This window comes from Rhodococcus sp. ARC_M5, from assembly GCF_022810405.1.
Classification (GTDB): domain Bacteria; phylum Actinomycetota; class Actinomycetes; order Mycobacteriales; family Mycobacteriaceae; genus Rhodococcoides; species Rhodococcoides navarretei.
Genome location: NZ_JALGQE010000010.1, coordinates 61929 through 77863, shown reverse-complemented (window position 1 = coordinate 77863; position 15935 = coordinate 61929). Strand labels below are relative to the sequence as shown.

15 protein-coding genes are annotated in these 15935 nt (G+C 63.8%); 7 read left to right on the top strand and 8 right to left on the bottom strand.

What is annotated here, in order from left to right; translation table 11 throughout:
* Complete coding sequence (gene aztA, locus MTX34_RS16730; protein WP_243610121.1) at nt 1–648, bottom strand: zinc ABC transporter ATP-binding protein AztA; 648 nt, start codon at nt 646–648, stop codon at nt 1–3.
* Nucleotides 649–669: 21 nt separating this feature from the next.
* Between aztA and aztB the strand changes: the two genes are divergently transcribed.
* From aztB to aztD, 4 genes are all read left to right on the top strand, one after another.
* Nucleotides 670–1503, top strand: a complete 834-nt coding sequence (gene aztB, locus MTX34_RS16725) for a zinc ABC transporter permease AztB (protein ID WP_243610120.1) — start codon at nt 670–672, stop codon at nt 1501–1503.
* A gap of 53 nt (nt 1504–1556) precedes the next feature.
* Nucleotides 1557–2780 (top strand): hypothetical protein, encoded by a 1224-nt coding sequence (locus MTX34_RS16720; RefSeq protein WP_243610119.1) that lies wholly within the window; start codon nt 1557–1559, stop codon nt 2778–2780.
* The gene (gene aztC, locus MTX34_RS16715) at nt 2777–3673 is read left to right on the top strand and encodes a zinc ABC transporter substrate-binding protein AztC (protein WP_243610118.1); all 897 of its coding nucleotides are present in this window, start codon (nt 2777–2779) and stop codon (nt 3671–3673) included. Before MTX34_RS16720 ends, aztC begins: the two co-directional genes overlap by 4 nt.
* Nucleotides 3674–3756: 83 nt before the next feature.
* On the top strand, nt 3757–4992 hold the full coding sequence (aztD, locus tag MTX34_RS16710; protein WP_243610117.1) for a zinc metallochaperone AztD: 1236 nt from the start codon (nt 3757–3759) through the stop codon (nt 4990–4992).
* A 78-nt stretch (nt 4993–5070) separates the two neighbouring features.
* Here the strand turns inward: aztD and MTX34_RS16705 are convergent, their stop codons facing one another.
* The 5 genes from MTX34_RS16705 to MTX34_RS16685 form a co-directional block, all read right to left on the bottom strand.
* Nucleotides 5071–6696 carry a long-chain fatty acid--CoA ligase gene (locus tag MTX34_RS16705; protein WP_243610116.1) on the bottom strand — a complete coding sequence of 542 codons (1626 nt, stop codon included), beginning with the start codon at nt 6694–6696 and terminating at the stop codon, nt 5071–5073.
* 68 nt (nt 6697–6764) lie between these two features.
* Nucleotides 6765–7844: a S9 family peptidase gene (locus MTX34_RS16700; protein ID WP_243610115.1), complete on the bottom strand. Its 1080-nt coding sequence runs from the start codon at nt 7842–7844 to the stop codon at nt 6765–6767.
* A gap of 71 nt (nt 7845–7915) precedes the next feature.
* Nucleotides 7916–8800, bottom strand: a complete 885-nt coding sequence (locus MTX34_RS16695) for a hypothetical protein (protein WP_243610114.1) — start codon at nt 8798–8800, stop codon at nt 7916–7918.
* Nucleotides 8801–8870: 70 nt separating this feature from the next.
* Nucleotides 8871–10226, bottom strand: a complete 1356-nt coding sequence (locus MTX34_RS16690) for an L-fuculokinase (RefSeq protein ID WP_243610113.1) — start codon at nt 10224–10226, stop codon at nt 8871–8873.
* A 10-nt stretch (nt 10227–10236) separates the two neighbouring features.
* Nucleotides 10237–11241 carry a LacI family DNA-binding transcriptional regulator gene (locus tag MTX34_RS16685; RefSeq protein ID WP_243610112.1) on the bottom strand — a complete coding sequence of 335 codons (1005 nt, stop codon included), beginning with the start codon at nt 11239–11241 and terminating at the stop codon, nt 10237–10239.
* Between the two features lie 102 nt (nt 11242–11343).
* Between MTX34_RS16685 and MTX34_RS16680 the strand changes: the two genes are divergently transcribed.
* On the top strand, nt 11344–11898 hold the full coding sequence (locus tag MTX34_RS16680; RefSeq protein ID WP_243610111.1) for an AAA family ATPase: 555 nt from the start codon (nt 11344–11346) through the stop codon (nt 11896–11898).
* Here the strand turns inward: MTX34_RS16680 and MTX34_RS16675 are convergent.
* A complete protein-coding gene (locus tag MTX34_RS16675; RefSeq protein ID WP_243610110.1) occupies nt 11883–12890 on the bottom strand; it encodes a LacI family DNA-binding transcriptional regulator in 1008 nt (335 codons plus the stop codon). The genes MTX34_RS16680 and MTX34_RS16675 overlap by 16 nt on opposite strands.
* Nucleotides 12891–12921: 31 nt before the next feature.
* Nucleotides 12922–13647: an SDR family oxidoreductase gene (locus tag MTX34_RS16670; protein ID WP_243610109.1), complete on the bottom strand. Its 726-nt coding sequence runs from the start codon at nt 13645–13647 to the stop codon at nt 12922–12924.
* Between the two features lie 407 nt (nt 13648–14054).
* On the opposite strand from MTX34_RS16670, the gene MTX34_RS16665 reads away from it, so the two are divergent.
* Nucleotides 14055–14834: an ATP-binding cassette domain-containing protein gene (locus MTX34_RS16665; RefSeq protein WP_243595394.1), complete on the top strand. Its 780-nt coding sequence runs from the start codon at nt 14055–14057 to the stop codon at nt 14832–14834.
* Entirely contained in the window at nt 14831–15928 is a 1098-nt protein-coding gene (locus MTX34_RS16660) for an ABC transporter permease (protein WP_243610108.1), read from the top strand. The genes MTX34_RS16665 and MTX34_RS16660 overlap by 4 nt, the downstream gene beginning before the upstream one ends.
* Nucleotides 15929–15935 lie beyond the last annotated feature (7 nt).

The window sequence follows — 15935 nt, the reverse complement described above, 5'->3', positions numbered from 1 at the left end:
CTACCGAGTGATCGACAAGACCTCACCGCGTCCCAGGGTGATGGTCGTATCGGCGCGACCCGCACTGTCTGCGTCGTGTGTCGCGACCACCACAACTGCGCCGCGACCGACCTCCTCGTCGATCACACCGTCGATGATCTGTCGCGCCTCGGCATCGAGGCCGGTGGTGGGCTCGTCGAGCAGTACGAGTTCACCCTGCTCGACGAGTGCTTGAGCGAGTAGCGCGCGTTGACGTTGCCCGCCGGAAAGTGCCGAGAGTCGTCGTGAGCGCAGCGCGGTCAGTCCCAGTCGCTCGAGCGCGAGGTCCACGGATCGGCGATCATCAGCGGACGCACGCCCAAGCAGGCCGCGCCGAGGCCAGGTGCCCATGGCAACGACCTCGCCGACGCTGAGAGCCATCCGGTCGTCGACCTCGCTGCGTTGGGGCACGTACGTGACGCGTCGCATGCCGGTATGCACAGACCCTGTCGATGGCTCCACGATTCCGGCCAGAACTTGCAGCAGCGTCGACTTTCCCGAGCCGTTGTGTCCGACAAGAGTTGTGAGAGAACCGGGTTCGAAAAAGGCGCTCACGTCGTGCAGAGCGGTCGTGTTTCGATACCGAACGGAAAGGGACTGCACGACTACTGATTCGCTCACGATAATCATTATCGCATAGGGTTCGGTCTCGTGGATTGGCTACTGGACCCCTTCGCTGTCTCGTTCGTGCAGCGCGCCCTTGTTGCGGGCATGCTCGTCTCGATTCTGTGCGCCCTCGTCGGAACCTGGGTTGTGTTGCGCGGCATGGCATTTCTGAGCGAGGCGGTGTCGCACGGCATGCTCCCCGGGGTCGCCGTCGCGTATCTTCTCAGTGCCAACCTCCTCGTCGGAGCCGCCATCAGCGCGGTCGCGATGATCGGGGGAGTGGCCTGGGTGACGCGCAATTCGCGATTGTCCGAGGACACCGGAATCGGCTTGTTGTTCGTCGGAATGTTGGCTCTCGGGGTGGTGATCGTCTCGCGGGCGCGGTCGTTCGCCACCGATCTGACGTCGTTCCTGTTCGGCGATGTGCTGTCGGCGACCTACGCCGACCTGGTCTTCCTGGTCGTGGCATCGGCGGTTGCACTTGCGGTGTCGGTGCTCGCGTACCGACCGTTCGTTGCTCTGGTGTTCGACGAGCGCAAAGCTCACACGTTCGGGTTCCGGCCTCGCCTCGCGCATATCGTGCTGCTGGCTCTGGTGGTGTTGGCGGTTGTCGCCTCCTTCCGCATCGTGGGGACGTTGTTGGTGTTCGGATTGCTGGTGGCCCCGTCTGCCACTGCATATCTGTTCGGCCGGTCCATTGCCGTGTCGATGATCATCGCGACGCTCCTCGGATGGTCGGCCACGGTGTTCGGCCTCCTCGTGTCCTGGAACGCCGACACCGCGGCCGGTGCGACAATCGCCGGCCTTGCGGTGCTGCAGTTCTTCGTCGTGGCCGCTGCTCGATCGGCTCGGGAGTCGATTGGGACGAACAGTCGATAGTGGACTATCGTAAACGACAATCGTTATCAATAGATTGTTTGGAGTGAGCGTACGTGCGTAGAAGTGTTCTGACCCTCGGAGTCGTCGGACTGGTTGTCGCCGGGTGCGGCAGTACCGACACCGCCCAGGACTCGCCCGTCGAGTCGACTGGTTCCGCTCAGCCGGGCAGCGACCTGGCAGCCGAGGCCGGGTCCACCGAAGTGCAAGGTCCCGAGCCGAGGCTCGTTGTGGCCGATGCGGATTCGGGCAAGATCGATGTGCTCGATCTCGCCACCGAAGCGACCGTGCATTCGTTCGACGTCGAGAATGCATCGCGCGTGACGACGATCAACGGCCGCTACATCGTCGCGACAGACGATGACCGAGCACGTTTTCTCGACCCGGGTTCGTGGACCATCGAGCACGGCGACCACTCGCACTCGTACACCAAGGATCCCGTCGATCTCGGGGCGCTCGAGGGAGAAAGCCCCGCCCACGTCATCGCGGGAGATCGGAAGGTTGCAGTCTTCTTCGACGGTTCAGGTACGGCAGATGTCGTCGATTTCGATTCTCTCGGTGCAGGTGACGCGGCGGTCGCAGCAACCGTCGACACCGATCCCCACCACGGCATTGCCGTCCCGTTGTCCGATCACGTCGTAGTCTCGACCGGTGGCACCGAGGACGATCTGCCCAGCGGACTCGAGCTACGCGACTCCGCGGGCAATCCTGTTCGTGCGCTGGATGCTTCGTGCCCCGAGATGCACGGAGAGGCGGTGTTCTCGAGCTACTTCGTGGTGGCCTGCGCAGACGGCGTGGTCAAGGTGGACGCGACGAACGACGAGTTCTCCACCACGAAGTTTCCGTACCCGAACCTGGACGAGCGTGCGTTCACCTTCGCCGAAGGAACACGCGGCTCGCTGGTCGCGGCCCCGACCGAGACCGGCGTGCTGGTGCTCGACACCAGAACCGGCGAGTGGGTTCAGGCGCGCACTTCGGGAGAGGCGCTCTCGACCGGGGTGTCGAGCGATGGCAAAACCATTCTGTCTCTGCAGGCCGACGGCACATTTCGAGTGTTCGACGCCATCACCGGGGCCGAAATGTCCTCGACGCCAGTGCTGTCTGCACCCTACGACGAGGCCGACCCCGCGCCGTCGCTTCACGTGGCAGGCACCCGCGCCTACGTCGCAGACCCGGCTGGGAACGCCGTGATCGAAATCGACTATCGAGACAGCGGCCGCGTCGCGCGCACATTCGACTTCGATTTCATGCCCGCCTCGATCGGTGTGGTCGGATCGTGAAACGGGCTCTGGTATTGGCATTGCCGGTGCTTCTGCTGCTGAGCGCGTGCTCCGATTCCGGGACCTCGGGGGCACCGACGATAGTGGTGACCACCAACATTCTCGGCGACATAACCTCGAACATCGTCGGCGATCAGGCCGAGGTGATGGTGCTCATGCCGCCGAACTCCGACCCACACTCGTTCGACATCTCGGCCTCGGACGCCGCCCGCGTCTCGCGAGCCGATCTGGTGATAGCAAACGGGCTGGGGTTGGAGGAGGGCATCGTGTCGACTGTCGATGCGGCCCGCGCGGAGGGGATCCCGATTGTCGAGGCCGGCCCGGCCGCCGACCCGATTCCGTATGTGAGCGGGCAATCTACTGGGACGCAGGACCCGCACATCTGGACCGACCCGGAACGGATGCGCGGCGTGGTCGCATTGATCCGAGACGCGATCACGACCAACATCGACGGCGTTGATGTCGATTCTGCTGCTACTGAATATGATTCGCGACTGGTCGAACTCGACGCCCGAATGGCCGAGCAGTTCGATGCGATTGCTCCCGAGAAACGCAAGCTCGTGACCAATCATCACGTGTTCGGTTACCTGGCGGAACGTTACGGATTCGAGGTGGTGGGGGCTGTGATTCCCAGTGGGACCACTCTTGCGTCACCCAGTGCATCCGACCTGTCGGAGCTCGCCGACACCGTACGGAAGGCAGGCGTTCGGACGATCTTCGTCGACACCTCGCAACCGGATCGACTGGCGCAGGTGATGGCGTCGGAGGCGGGGGTTCGGATCGACGTCGTCTCGCTGTACACCGAATCGCTCGGAGACGAGAATTCCGAGGCTCCGACATATCTCGACATGATGGAGTTCAATACTGCCGCCATCGCCATCGGTCTGTCCTAGAGTCGAAAGACGTTGTGACACATGCAATCGTGCGCATCAAGCTCTTTGACAATCGTTTGCAAAAACCTGTACCTCTTTGAGTCATGAAGAACTATCGCACTCAACGAACTGTCGGCGCAGTCATCGCCTTGGGCACCTCGGTGGCCCTCCTTGCGGCCTGCTCGTCGGACTCGGCCACCGAAACAGAGGCCACCACAACTGCCGAAACCGCAGCAGCGCAGAGCGTCTCGGAAGCGACGCCGCGTATTGCAACCAGCTACGACGGCGGAGTACTGATTCTCGACGCCCAGACTCTGGATACCGTCGAGGACATCAGCGGTATCGAGGGATTCACTCGTCTCAACCCGGCTGGAGACGGCCGCCATGTGTTCGTCAGCGGTTCAGGCGCATTCACGGCGCTCGATGCCGGCACCTGGACCGAAGGCTCGGAGCATTACACCTCGACCCCCGCCTTGACCGACATCGCGTTCGATGCCACAACTCCGGGACACGTCGTCCGCCACGACGGTAAGACCGTCCTGTTCGACGACGGCACCGGCAAGGTCGAGGCGTTCGATTCCGCGGCACTGCTCACGGGTAGCAAGCCCGAGACCGAGGTTTACACCACGCCCGAGGCGCATCACGGCGTGGCCGTGGAGCTCTCGGACGGATCGCTGTTGACGACAGTAGGCAACGAGGACGAGCGCACCGGCATCGTCGTGCTCGACGCCGACCGCAAGGAGATCGCCCGCAACGAAGAATGCCCAGGCGTGCACGGCGAAGCCGTGGCCGCCGACGAGACCGTCGTAGTCGGCTGCGAGGACGGATTGCTGATCTACCGCAACGGTGCCATCACCAAGGTGCAGAGCCCGGATACCTACGGCCGCATCGGTAACCAGGCCGGCGACGAGGAGTCACCCATCCTCCTCGGCGACTACAAGGTCGATCCCGATGCAGAACTCGAGCGTCCGACCCGCGTGTCGCTGACGAACACGGTCACCGGCGAATTGTCGCTCGTCGACCTCGGCACCAGCTACACGTTCCGCTCTCTCGGGCGTGGCCCGGCCGGTGAGGCCATCGTCCTCGGTACCGATGGTGCGCTGCACGTCATCGACGTGAACACCAAGGCCGTCACACGCACCATCCCGGTGGTCGACGCGTGGGAAGAGCCCACCGAATGGCAGGAGCCGCGGCCGGCTCTGTTCGTCCAGGGCGACACCGCTTACGTGTCCGAGCCTGCCGACAACTCAGTCCATGCTGTGGACCTGGCTACCGGAACGGTCACGGCCACCGGCGAACTCGCTCACACACCCAACGAACTGACCGGAGTGACCGGATAGTCCTCGACGCAATACAAGCCCGGTCGCTGCTGACACATCGCATCGACCGGGCTTGTCGCACAAGAGTGAGGTGAGCCGCTACACCAACTCGATGACCTCCAACGCTCCGTCGGCATGGGAACTCCGCAGCCTCTTCTTGTCGTATTTGCCGACACTGGTTTTCGGGACCTCGTCGATGAAGGTCCAACGTTCGGGCAACTGCCAATGCGCGACGCGACTGTCGAGGAACTCTCTCAGTTCTTCGGCCGTCACCGACGCACCCTCGCGCACGACGACGGCGACCAGAGGCCGTTCGTCCCACTTGGCGTCGGGCACACCGATGACGGCGGCTTCGCGCACGGCCGGATGGCCCATCACCTGGTTCTCGAGTTCCACCGACGAGATCCACTCGCCACCGGACTTGATGATGTCCTTCGAGCGATCCGTCAGGCGGAGGTAGCCGCCCTCGGAGATGGTTCCCACGTCACCGGTGCGCAGCCAACCGTCGTCGAACTTGTCGTCCGCATCGGCTCGGTAGTAGCTGCCGGTGATCCATGGGCCACGCACCTCGAGTTCGCCGACGGTCTTGCCGTCCCACGGCAACACCTCACCGGAATCGCCGACGAGTCGTGCTCGCACCCCGGCAACGAATCGCCCTTGCGTGCAGCGCAAGTCGAACTCGTCCTCCGGGGACAGGCCGGCGTCGGGCTTGCCGGAGGTGCCCAGCGGCGAGGTCTCGGTCATGCCCCACGCCTGCGAGATGTGCACCCCGTACTTCTCGTGGAATGCCTTCATCAGGCTCGGTGGGCACGCGGCACCGCCGACCACCACGTCACGCAGACTCGACAGATCCGCCGGGTGCTCGTCCAGGTGAGAGAGCAGAGCCTGCCAGATGGTCGGAACGGCTGCCGCGGCGGTCGGCCGCAGTGTCGACATCATCTCCGCCAACGGGGCCGGCTGCAGAAACCGGTCGGGCATGATCAACGAAGCACCGACCATCAGCGCTGCATACGGCAGGCCCCACGACATCGCGTGGAACATCGGCACGATGGCCAAGACCTTGTCGGATTGCGCGATCGCCATCGCGTCGGTCATGCACGCCTGCATCGAATGCAGATATATGGAGCGATGCGAGTACACGACCCCCTTGGGGTCGCCGGTGGTACCCGAGGTGTAACACATTGCGGCAGCTGATCGTTCGTCGAGCTCCGGCCAGTCGAACTCTTCCGGCTTGCCTCCGAGCAGGTCCTCGTAGCCCAGCACGTCGATACCGTCGGGTGCAGTGACCTGCGCCGGGTCGACTCCGACGACGATGAGATGACGCACGGTCTCGAACGTCGGCAGCAGGGGCGTCAGCAGAGGCAGCAGACTCGCATCGGCGATGATCACCTGGTCCTCGGCGTGGTTGACGATGTAGGTGAGCTGCTCGGGAAAGAGCCGAATGTTCAGTGTGTGCAATACCGCACCCATCGCAGGAATCGCCATGTAGGCCTCCATGTGCGGGGCGTTGTTCCACATGAACGTTCCGACGCGCTGATCGTCGTCGATGCCGATCGACCGGAGGCCGTGCGCCAGCTGCGCTGCTCGCCTTCCCAATTCCCCGAAGGTCACCGTGGTGGGGCCACTGTCGGTCCAGGTGGTGATCTCGGCCGAGGAGTGAATGGACGTCCCGAATCGAACCAGCTGGCCGATGGACAGTGGGGTGTCCTGCATGGTGCTCTTCATCGATCTCGCTCCTGAAGTCTCGGCATACACGTCGTTGTGCTGCGCGTCACACCATGCACGATACGGACTTACTCGGACGCGTGGTCGCGGGTACCTCGGATTCGGGCGTCGACCTCGCGAACGGTGTCTCGATAGATGTCCGACGCGGGATCGATAACGGCGAAATGGCCGCCCGGGCCCTCGATCGAGGCGACCGAATCGGAACCGGCCGACGCCGCGGCGTAGTACGCCCGGCTGATCTCGAGCAGATTGGGATCGTCGTCCAGGGCACTCACCACAAGATGCGGGACGCCGAGCGGAAGCCTCGAGATCGGCGACGATGCCTCGTACCTCTCCTGCGCACCGGCGAATCGCGCACCGATCGCATTCGACACCGCACCCTCGCCGAGCCAGCGCTCATCGCCGACCCGCAGATCGAGTACACCGGCCAGACTCACTGCGAGAGCAGGTATCACCGTCAGTCCCATCGAATCAGCCGCGGCTCGCAGCGCAAGTTGACCGCCCGCCGAATGGCCGAACAGAACTACTCGGGACAGATCCAGATCGCCGGGTGCCGTCTCCAACGCTGCGATCGCGGACGCGACATCGCCGGTCATCACATCCCACCCGTGTTCGTCGGGGCGACGATATTCGACGTTCGACGTGGCGTAGCCCCGCGCGGTCAGATCGACGGCCATCGCGTCCATCAGGTCGAATTCCCACCGCGACCGCCAATATCCACCGTGGATCAGCACGGCAACAGGAAACGGGCCGTCGCCCTCGGGCACCCGAAGTTCGACGCGTTGCTCGGGGTGGTCTCCGTAGGACAGGATCGTGCCGCGGTGGAAGCGGTGGAAGTACACGCTGTCGATCGCGAACCGCAGACCGTCGAGTCCGCGGCCGCGAATGTGCGTGCGGATGCCCGGTGATCTGTCCGGTGTGCACTGGCCCAGGTCGACCCGAACCGCACTGTTGTACGGCGACATGTCGATCGGGATTCCGTCACCTGGAACGACGATCACCTCATCGGAACCGGTTGCGGTGTCGACGATTCCGCCCGTCAATCCTCGGGCCGACAGCGCCCTGGCGACCAATTCCTGCGCCGTCGCGAGGTCGGCGAACACGCCGGGAGCGGCGACGATATGAATGTGCTTCGAGACGTCGTTCATGGGTTCACGCTACCCAGAACGGCGTCGACCGAGCCCGAGACGGGGTGTCCGGGCTCGGTCGAAGGACGATGTCAGTTGTCGACGGCCTCGTTCAGTTCGCGCAGTCGGGGCAGTGCGCGGTTGGTGAGTAGATCCTCGCGGGTCTCGGCGGAGACAGCCATGCTGTCCTTCCACAGTGACCGGCCCGCCATTGCTCCGCGGGCACCGTTGGCGACGGCGATGCGGACCTGCTCGATGAACGTCTCGTGATCGACGCCCGCCGAGAGCACGGCCCACGGAACACCCTGTGCTGCTTCGGTAACGGCTGCACAGGCCTCGGCGGAACCGGGGTAGGGGAGCTTGAGTACCTTGGCACCGCACTCGACCGAGATGCGCGTGGAGTCGGCGATGATCTTGCCGAATCCGGCCTTGTAGTCCTCGTCGGACTCGTTCTCGAGCTGGTAGGTGAGGATCTCGACGATGAGGAGTAGACCCTCGGCGGAGCACGCCTTGACGAGGTCGCGGATCTCCTCGGCCACGCGGGAATCGACGCCCTGCTTCTCTGGGCGCATGTAGAACAGCATCTTTGCGACGTCGCCGCCGAGGTCACGCACGACGCGGGGGGTGACGCCGTCCACGAAGCGGGTGTAGCGCAGACCATCGGTCTCCTCGAAGCCCGATGCATCCATGCCGACCACCAAAGCGGTGCCCCGCGAGAGCACACCGTCGTCGACGATCTTCGGCAGTGCCACCTCCGGGTCCAGCAGGATCGCCGGTGCGTGATTGCCGAGGTAGCGAACCAGATCGGCCTTGGCTTCGGCGAGCTGCTCGACGGTGATCGAGCCCGGTCCGTCGGTGGCGTCCTTCATGACGGCCTTCATGCCGTTGCGCTGATCTCCGGCGACGATGAGCATGTTGCCGTCTGCGGTGGAGATGGCAGCCATTCCGCGACGTTCGAGTGTGGTGAGTTCGTTCATCTTCTTCTCCTGGTGGGTGTTGGGGTCGAGCGCAGGTGGGACAACGTTGTCTCACTGCAGAAATGTGGGCTCAGATTTCTATGAGCGTCAGTAGGCGGGCAGCGAACAGTGCTGCCCCGTAGGCGGTGTCCTGCGAACGGGTCGAGACCGAGACGCCGGGCAACACCTGAGCTCGCGCGTCTCGAACGCTGGCCATCCCGGCCCAGCCGCCGGTGAGCAATGTCGTCCGGGCGGGCGGCACCTCTGCGTCCAGTGCCTCGATGAGTCGAGCCACTTCATCGTTGCCGTGCAACAGAATCGAACGGAACAGCTCGGCCGAATCGATTCCGTCGGTGCGGACCGTGATGGACAGAACGCCGTCGTCGTTGCGGGCACCCGCGATGTCGATACCGCCGTCGGTGAACGGCCCACCCGCAGGCAAGGCGCACACTCGCTGATCCAGCAGATCGCGCCCGGCTCTGTCGGTGATGTCGCACAGCTGCAACGCCCGTCGCATCAGCAAGCCGGTCTTGACTCCGGCAACGAGGACGTGTTGGCCCGGCACCACGTGGCGCACCGAGTTGATGAGATGTTCGGCCAGCCTGCTCCGTGCGGCGGTGGTCAACGGGGTGTCGAGTACCCGCAGTAGAACCTCGGCGGTACCCATCGACACGTGATACCGGTCGTGGGGGATCGCTCCGCCGGATACGGCGGAGACGAGATGATCGTGACCGGCCACGGTCAATCGAGCGCCGGCGATCGTCTCGGGAAGTGTTGTCGCGTCGGCGGTTCCGAGATCTGTTCCGGCGTCGACCAGCGGCGGCATGAAGTCGGGACCGACGCCCAAGTGTGCCAACATCTCTGCCCACGGCTCACCCGTGTCCTGATCCAGTAGTCCGGTGCGCGAACTCAGCGAGTAGTCGGCCACGGCACGCCCGCCGAGGGACAGTACGACGAACTCCGGCAAGTTGAACCAGCGAAGTCCGTTCAAGCTCAGTCCGTTGTCGCGAAGGTGTGCGATCTTGACGACGGAGACCTGCACGCCGACGGGAAGGCCAGTCTTGCCGGCGAACTGATCGCGCAACTCGGACGGCAGGTTGTCGACCTGCTGCTGACCGCGCGGATCGAACCAGGCGAAAGCCGGCGCGCGGACAACGTTGTCTTCATCGAGAAGGAAGCCCGTCTCGCCCATTCCGGACACCGCGATGGCGTCGATGCGGGCAGCCGAATCACCGGTGACGTCGGGCAGTCGACGCGCGACGGCGTACAGCAACTGCCCGATGGTGGTCAGTAGGTCCTCGGCAGCGAGGTCGGTGGTTCCGCCCGGGCCGTGTCGCCACGGTGTGGGACTCTGCTCGATGAGCAGTTCGGTGCCGGCATCGTCGGTGACGAGTACTTTGACGCCGGTGCTTCCGAGGTCCAGTCCCGCAACAAGTCTGGGGTTCACGGAGTTGGTCTCATTTCTGTACGGGTAGGGGGAGTGCATGCGAGAGTCTTTCCACCAGCGTGGTCGGTGCGACCTGTTGTTCCGGTTCGAGGTACGGATCGTCGAACCGCTGGACCAGGCGATCGAACGCGAGTGTGCCGATGCGATACGGGTCTTGGTCTATGCAGGTCACCGACGGGCTGACGGCGTCGGCGAGCGAGAAGTTACCGAATGACACCATCGCGACGTCGGTGCGATCGATCTCGTGCAGCACCGAGACCACGGCCGTGGCATGTCGTGCATTGGCGACGAAGAAGGCGGTGGGTGGGTTACGTAGTGCCAACAGCTTTTTGACCACCGGCCGCACCGAATCCGCGGCGTGGGACACCGGGGGAGCGAGAGCGGCCTCGGGCTTCTGACCGAGGTCCGCGAGAACATCGAAGTACGCCTCACGGCGCAACTGTGCGGTCTGCAGTCGATCGTCGAAGCCGAGCAACGCAATTCGGGTGTGGCCGCCCTCGACCAGCTTCTCGACGGCACGCTTGGCAGCGCCGTAGTCGTCGACGATGACCGAATCGAATCCCGCGATCGAACGGTCGATGGTCACCGTGGGAAGTGTTCGACGACGCGGCACGAGGAAATCGCTGTGGTCACCGACCGGCGCCAGGATGATGCCGCGGACGTGCTGGCCGGCCAGCAACGCGAGCTGGTCACGTTCGCGTTGGGCGTCGAACCCGGTGCTGCCGACGATCACCGCGAGTCCGTGTTCGAGGGCTCGATCCTCGACGGCACTGACCAGGGAAGCGAAGAACACATCGTCGATGGAGTCGACGACGATACCGATGGTGTTGCCCGATCCCGACTTCAGTGACCGTGCGGCCGAATTGGGGACGTAGTTCAGTGTCTGCACAGCGGCTTCGACGCGTTCGCGGAGCTCGGGCAAGACTGTGTCCACGCCGTTGACGACGCGGGAGACGGTCTTGAAGCTGACGCCTGCCAATGCGGCGACGTCTTTGATGCTTGCGCGCTCGGTCACGTGAACTCTCGATCGGAGGGAAAGTGTCTGCTGTAGCAACGGTGCGAGACAACGTTGTCTTGTATGATTCCCGCTATGACTCATGTCTGTCAAGACGTTTCCGTGATCGATCGCGAACGGCTGCCGGTTCTGGTCGTTGCCGGTGCTGCGGGAAGTGGCAAGACGACACTCGGTAGAGAGTTGGCGAGACGGTTCGGAACCGCCCTACTCGACTTGGATAGTCTCACCAATCCGCTTCTCGACGAGCTGGATTCGGTGTTGGACGGCCCGCACTGGAACAGTGCGGGCCCGCACTCGGAACGTATTCGAGCCGGCCGATACGCAGTGCTGCTCGCTGCTGCGCACGACCTCGTGGAGATCGGTCAGCGGCCTGTTCTGGTCGCACCCTTCACCCGCGAATTGACCGCAGGCGCGGAGTGGGAACGGCTGGTCGTGCAGCTCGCCCCCGCTGCGACGTTGGTCGTGCACGTCGACGGCTCACCGGAGCTGCTGGCACGTCGACGCGCCGCGCGCGGAGCGGAACGTGATGCACATCGGGCGGTGGACGCCCCGGCAGAGAAGCCGCTCGTTCCGCATCTGCGGGTCGATGCTGAACTGTCGACCCCGCTGCAGTTCGACCTGGTCGCGCACGCCCTCGAGGATCAGTCGCAGCGGTGATCGTTTCCGGGCGTGCAGGATCGACGCTCGATCAGCTCGACCCCGAGAATGTTGCGGCGCTTGTAGCGCTTGCTCGGATTCTCGATCCGCCCCAGTAGTCGCTCGATGGCCAACCGGCCGAGACGAGCGGGATTCTGATCGATCACCGTCACCGGTGGCATCACTGCATCGGCAAGGGGAAAGTCGCCGAATCCGACGAACGCCAGATGCAGCAAATTCATCTGCTGCAGAACAGGAACGCATGCCATCGCCACTCGCGCGTTGGACAGAAACAGTGCGGTAGGCGGACTTTCGAGTGCGATCAAGTCGGTCAATGCCACCCGGGCATCCTCACGGTCCAACACACCCAGAGCGACGAGAGTGTCGTCGAAGTCGATTCCGCGTGCGTGCAACGACTCCCGATAACCCTCGAGCCGGTTTCGGCTGGTCGGGATGCCGGCGCTGTCACCTATGACCGCGATGCGGGTATGTCCCAGGTCGAGGAGGTGGTCGGTGGCCAACACCGCCCCGCCGTGGTCGTCGTCGACGAAGCTGTCTGCCTTGAGTCCATCGGGAGCCCGATCGACGAACACCGTGGGGGTCTTGTCGATCCACCGCTCCAGGTAGGAGTGATGTGCACCGGTCGGCGCGATGATCAAACCACTCAGCTGCCTACGCAGCAGTGACTCCACCAGAGCCTGCTCCTGATCGCCGTCATGACCGAGGCTGGTGACCAGAACGGCCATGTCGTCCTCGCGGGCGCGTTCCTCGATGGCTCGTGCGATCGACGAGAAGAAGGGATCGTCGATATCGGGGACGGCGACTCCGATGGCCGCCGCCTGACCGTTGCGGAACGACGTGGCCATCGTATTGGGCACGTAGTTCAGCGAATTCAGGGCCTCGGTGACGCGGGCACGGGTATCGGGGTCGACGTGAGGGTCGTTGTTGTACACCCGTGAGACGGTCTTGGCACTGACCCTGGCCAGCGCCGCGACGTCTTGCATGGTGGTCATGATCTACCCCCGTCTGCTCGTCATCGTCTCGTCAGCGGCTGGTGTAGCCGCCATCGACTGGCAACGACACTCCGGTCACCATGGAAGCATCATCGCTCAGCAGGAAGGCAATCGGCGCGGCAATCTCGTCTTCGGTGGCCCACCGTCCCAGCGGCATCTGAGCCAGGAAGGGCTCCTCGATCTCGGGACGACCCCAGTAGAACGCAGACATCTCTGTCATCACGACCGTCGGATTGACACCGTTGACTCGAATCCCGTGTCGGCCGAGCTCCAGTGCAGAAACGCGAGTGATGTTGTCCAGAGCTGCTTTCGAGGAGCCGTACGAGATGTGGCCGGTGAGGGCGACCAGGCTCGCCTGGCTCGAGACGTTGACGATGGCGCCGGTACCCGCCGCGATCATGGCCGGGACGGTGTACTTGATGACCAACAGTGCGCCGCGCGCATTGATGGCGATGACCTTGTCGAAGATCGAGATGTCGGTGTCTTGAGGCGTGGCGATCTCGCCGCCGAATCCTGCGCAGTTCACCACGCCGTACAGCTCGAGGCCTTCGACAGCCTCGCGGACGCTGTCCTCGGAGGTCAGATCGAAGGCCAGGGGCGTTGCGCCTGTTTCGTCGGCCAGCTTGTTCAGTGCATCGACCGATTGGCCCGCGGCGACGACGTCGGCACCGTCGGCTATCAACCGCCGGACAGTCGCCGATCCGATGCCTCCGCTGGCACCTGTCACCAAGATCTTCCGGCCGTCGAACTTCGCCATGGGGGTCTACCTTCACTGTCTCCGAATGGTCATGTCATCGATGTCATCGGCTTCTCGGAGGCCGTGTATGTCATCGGTGTCATGGACGGTACCCCAGCCCGGCTGCGTCAGTGTAGAAATCGGTCATATCGCAAATTCCCGCAGTTCAGAGACGGTACCGCGCGGTCCGATAGCGGGCCGACGGTGCGGCTCGATCGGTGTGCAGAGTTTGTGTCATGTCACCGGTGACATGAATTTTCGCGAAACACGTGACAATGCGGGTTGCGTGGGTCACACTCGTTTACACAACGAGCCCCGCAGGGAGCTCGACCTGCCTCGCAGACCACGATCACCGACCGTGCTGCACCGGCACCGGTGGGGGGTGGACATCCCGCATCCAAGCTTCTCGATTCGACCTAGGAGTATCCATGGCCAGCGTTGCACCTGTTGCGACACCGATCCTCGAAGCGAGGGGATTGTCGAGGAGCTTCGGAAACGTGCGTGCTCTCGACGACGCCGATTTCGACATCTACCCCGGCGAGGTCGTCGCCCTCATCGGCGACAACGGCGCAGGCAAGTCGACGTTGGTCAAGGCGCTCTCGGGCAGCCTGGCCGTCGACACCGGCGAGATCCTGTTCGACGGCACCGCGGTCGATCTCGACAGCCCCACCGTCGCAGCCGAACTCGGCATCGAGACAGTGTTCCAGGATCTCGCTCTCGCGCCGCACCTGAACGCGCAGCAGAACATGTTCCTCGGCCGGGAACTTCCCGCGAAAGGGCTGCTCGGCCATCTCGGCTTTCTCGATGTCTCGACGATGCGCAAGCAGTCGCAGGACGCGTTGAACGAACTCGGAGCCACCGTGCGTAGCCTCACCGTTCCGGTCGGAGCCATGTCGGGTGGCCAACAGCAGGCCATTGCGATCGCGCGTGCGGTGGCCTGGGCCAAAGGTGTTGTCTTTCTGGACGAACCGACCGCAGCGCTCGGCGTGGTGCAGACCCGAAACGTGCTCGACACCATTCGCCGCGTAGCGGACAGGGGAGTGGCCGTGGTGTTCATCAGTCACTCGATGCCGCACGTGATGGAAGTTGCCGACCGGGTGCAGGTGCTGCGAATGGGCAAGCGCGTGGCGACCCTCGACGCCAAGAACACGACCATGGAAGAACTCGTCGGCGCGATGACCGGCGCAACCACCGGAGCCACACGATGACCAACCAGACCATCAGCCCCTCCCTCGAGCCGATCCCGCCCGGCGACAAACCGTCTCGCCACTCCTTCGATCTCGTCGAAGCGCTCGGTAAGTTGGCCCGGGTTCAGGTGTTCCAGATCGTGCTCGTCTTGGCTGCGATCTGTCTCGTGTTCTCGATCATGGCTCCCGGCAGCTTCCCCGAGTGGGGCAACATCCGCCAGATCATCCAGAACGTATCCATCCTGGCCGTTCTCGGAATCGGCATGACGTTCGTGATCGTCACCAGTGGCATCGATCTGTCGGTCGGCTCCGTTCTCGTCTTCTCCGGCGTCGTCTCGGCCAAGACCATGGCCGCGATCGGCGGCGACGGGTGGGGAGTAGCCGCCGTCGGAATCGTGGTTGCCTTGGGGTGTGGCCTCTGCTGGGGATTGCTCAACGGTTTCCTGATCGGTAAGGCCAACGTGCCTCCGCTGATCGTGACTCTCGGGACCCTGGGTGGCGCTCTCGGGCTCTCGCAGGTCATCACCGGGGGCGTCGACATCCGCGACGTACCACCGGTTCTCGTCGACACGATCGGCTACGGGAACTTCCCGGCCACCACCATTCCCCTGATTTCGAGCATCGCGTTGGTGCTCGTGGTGATCTTCGGAATCGTGCTGCATCGAACCAAGTTCGGTCTGTACACCTTTGCCGTCGGCTCCAAGGAGCAGTCTGCTCGACGCGTCGGCATCAAGGTGGACATGCACCTGGTCAAGGTCTACGCACTCTCGGGCACTCTCGCCGGACTGGCAGGCATTCTGTCCCTGTCGCAGTACGGCACCACGGCTATCGCCGGTCAGTCGCAGACCAACCTCAATGTCATTGCGGCAGTGGTCATCGGTGGAACGAGCCTCTTCGGCGGCATCGGAACCATGTTCGGCACCGTCGTCGGACTGTTCATTCCTGCCGTTCTGCAGAACGGCTTCGTCATCGTCGGAGTCCAGCCGTTCTGGCAGCAGGTCGCCGTCGGTGCTGTCCTCATCGCAGCGGTCTACTTCGATCAGCGTCGACGTGACGCAGCGAGCCGAGGTCAATCGCCCAGCTCCCTCAAGAAACTCTGGTCCCGAAGTCCCTAGCTCCGGC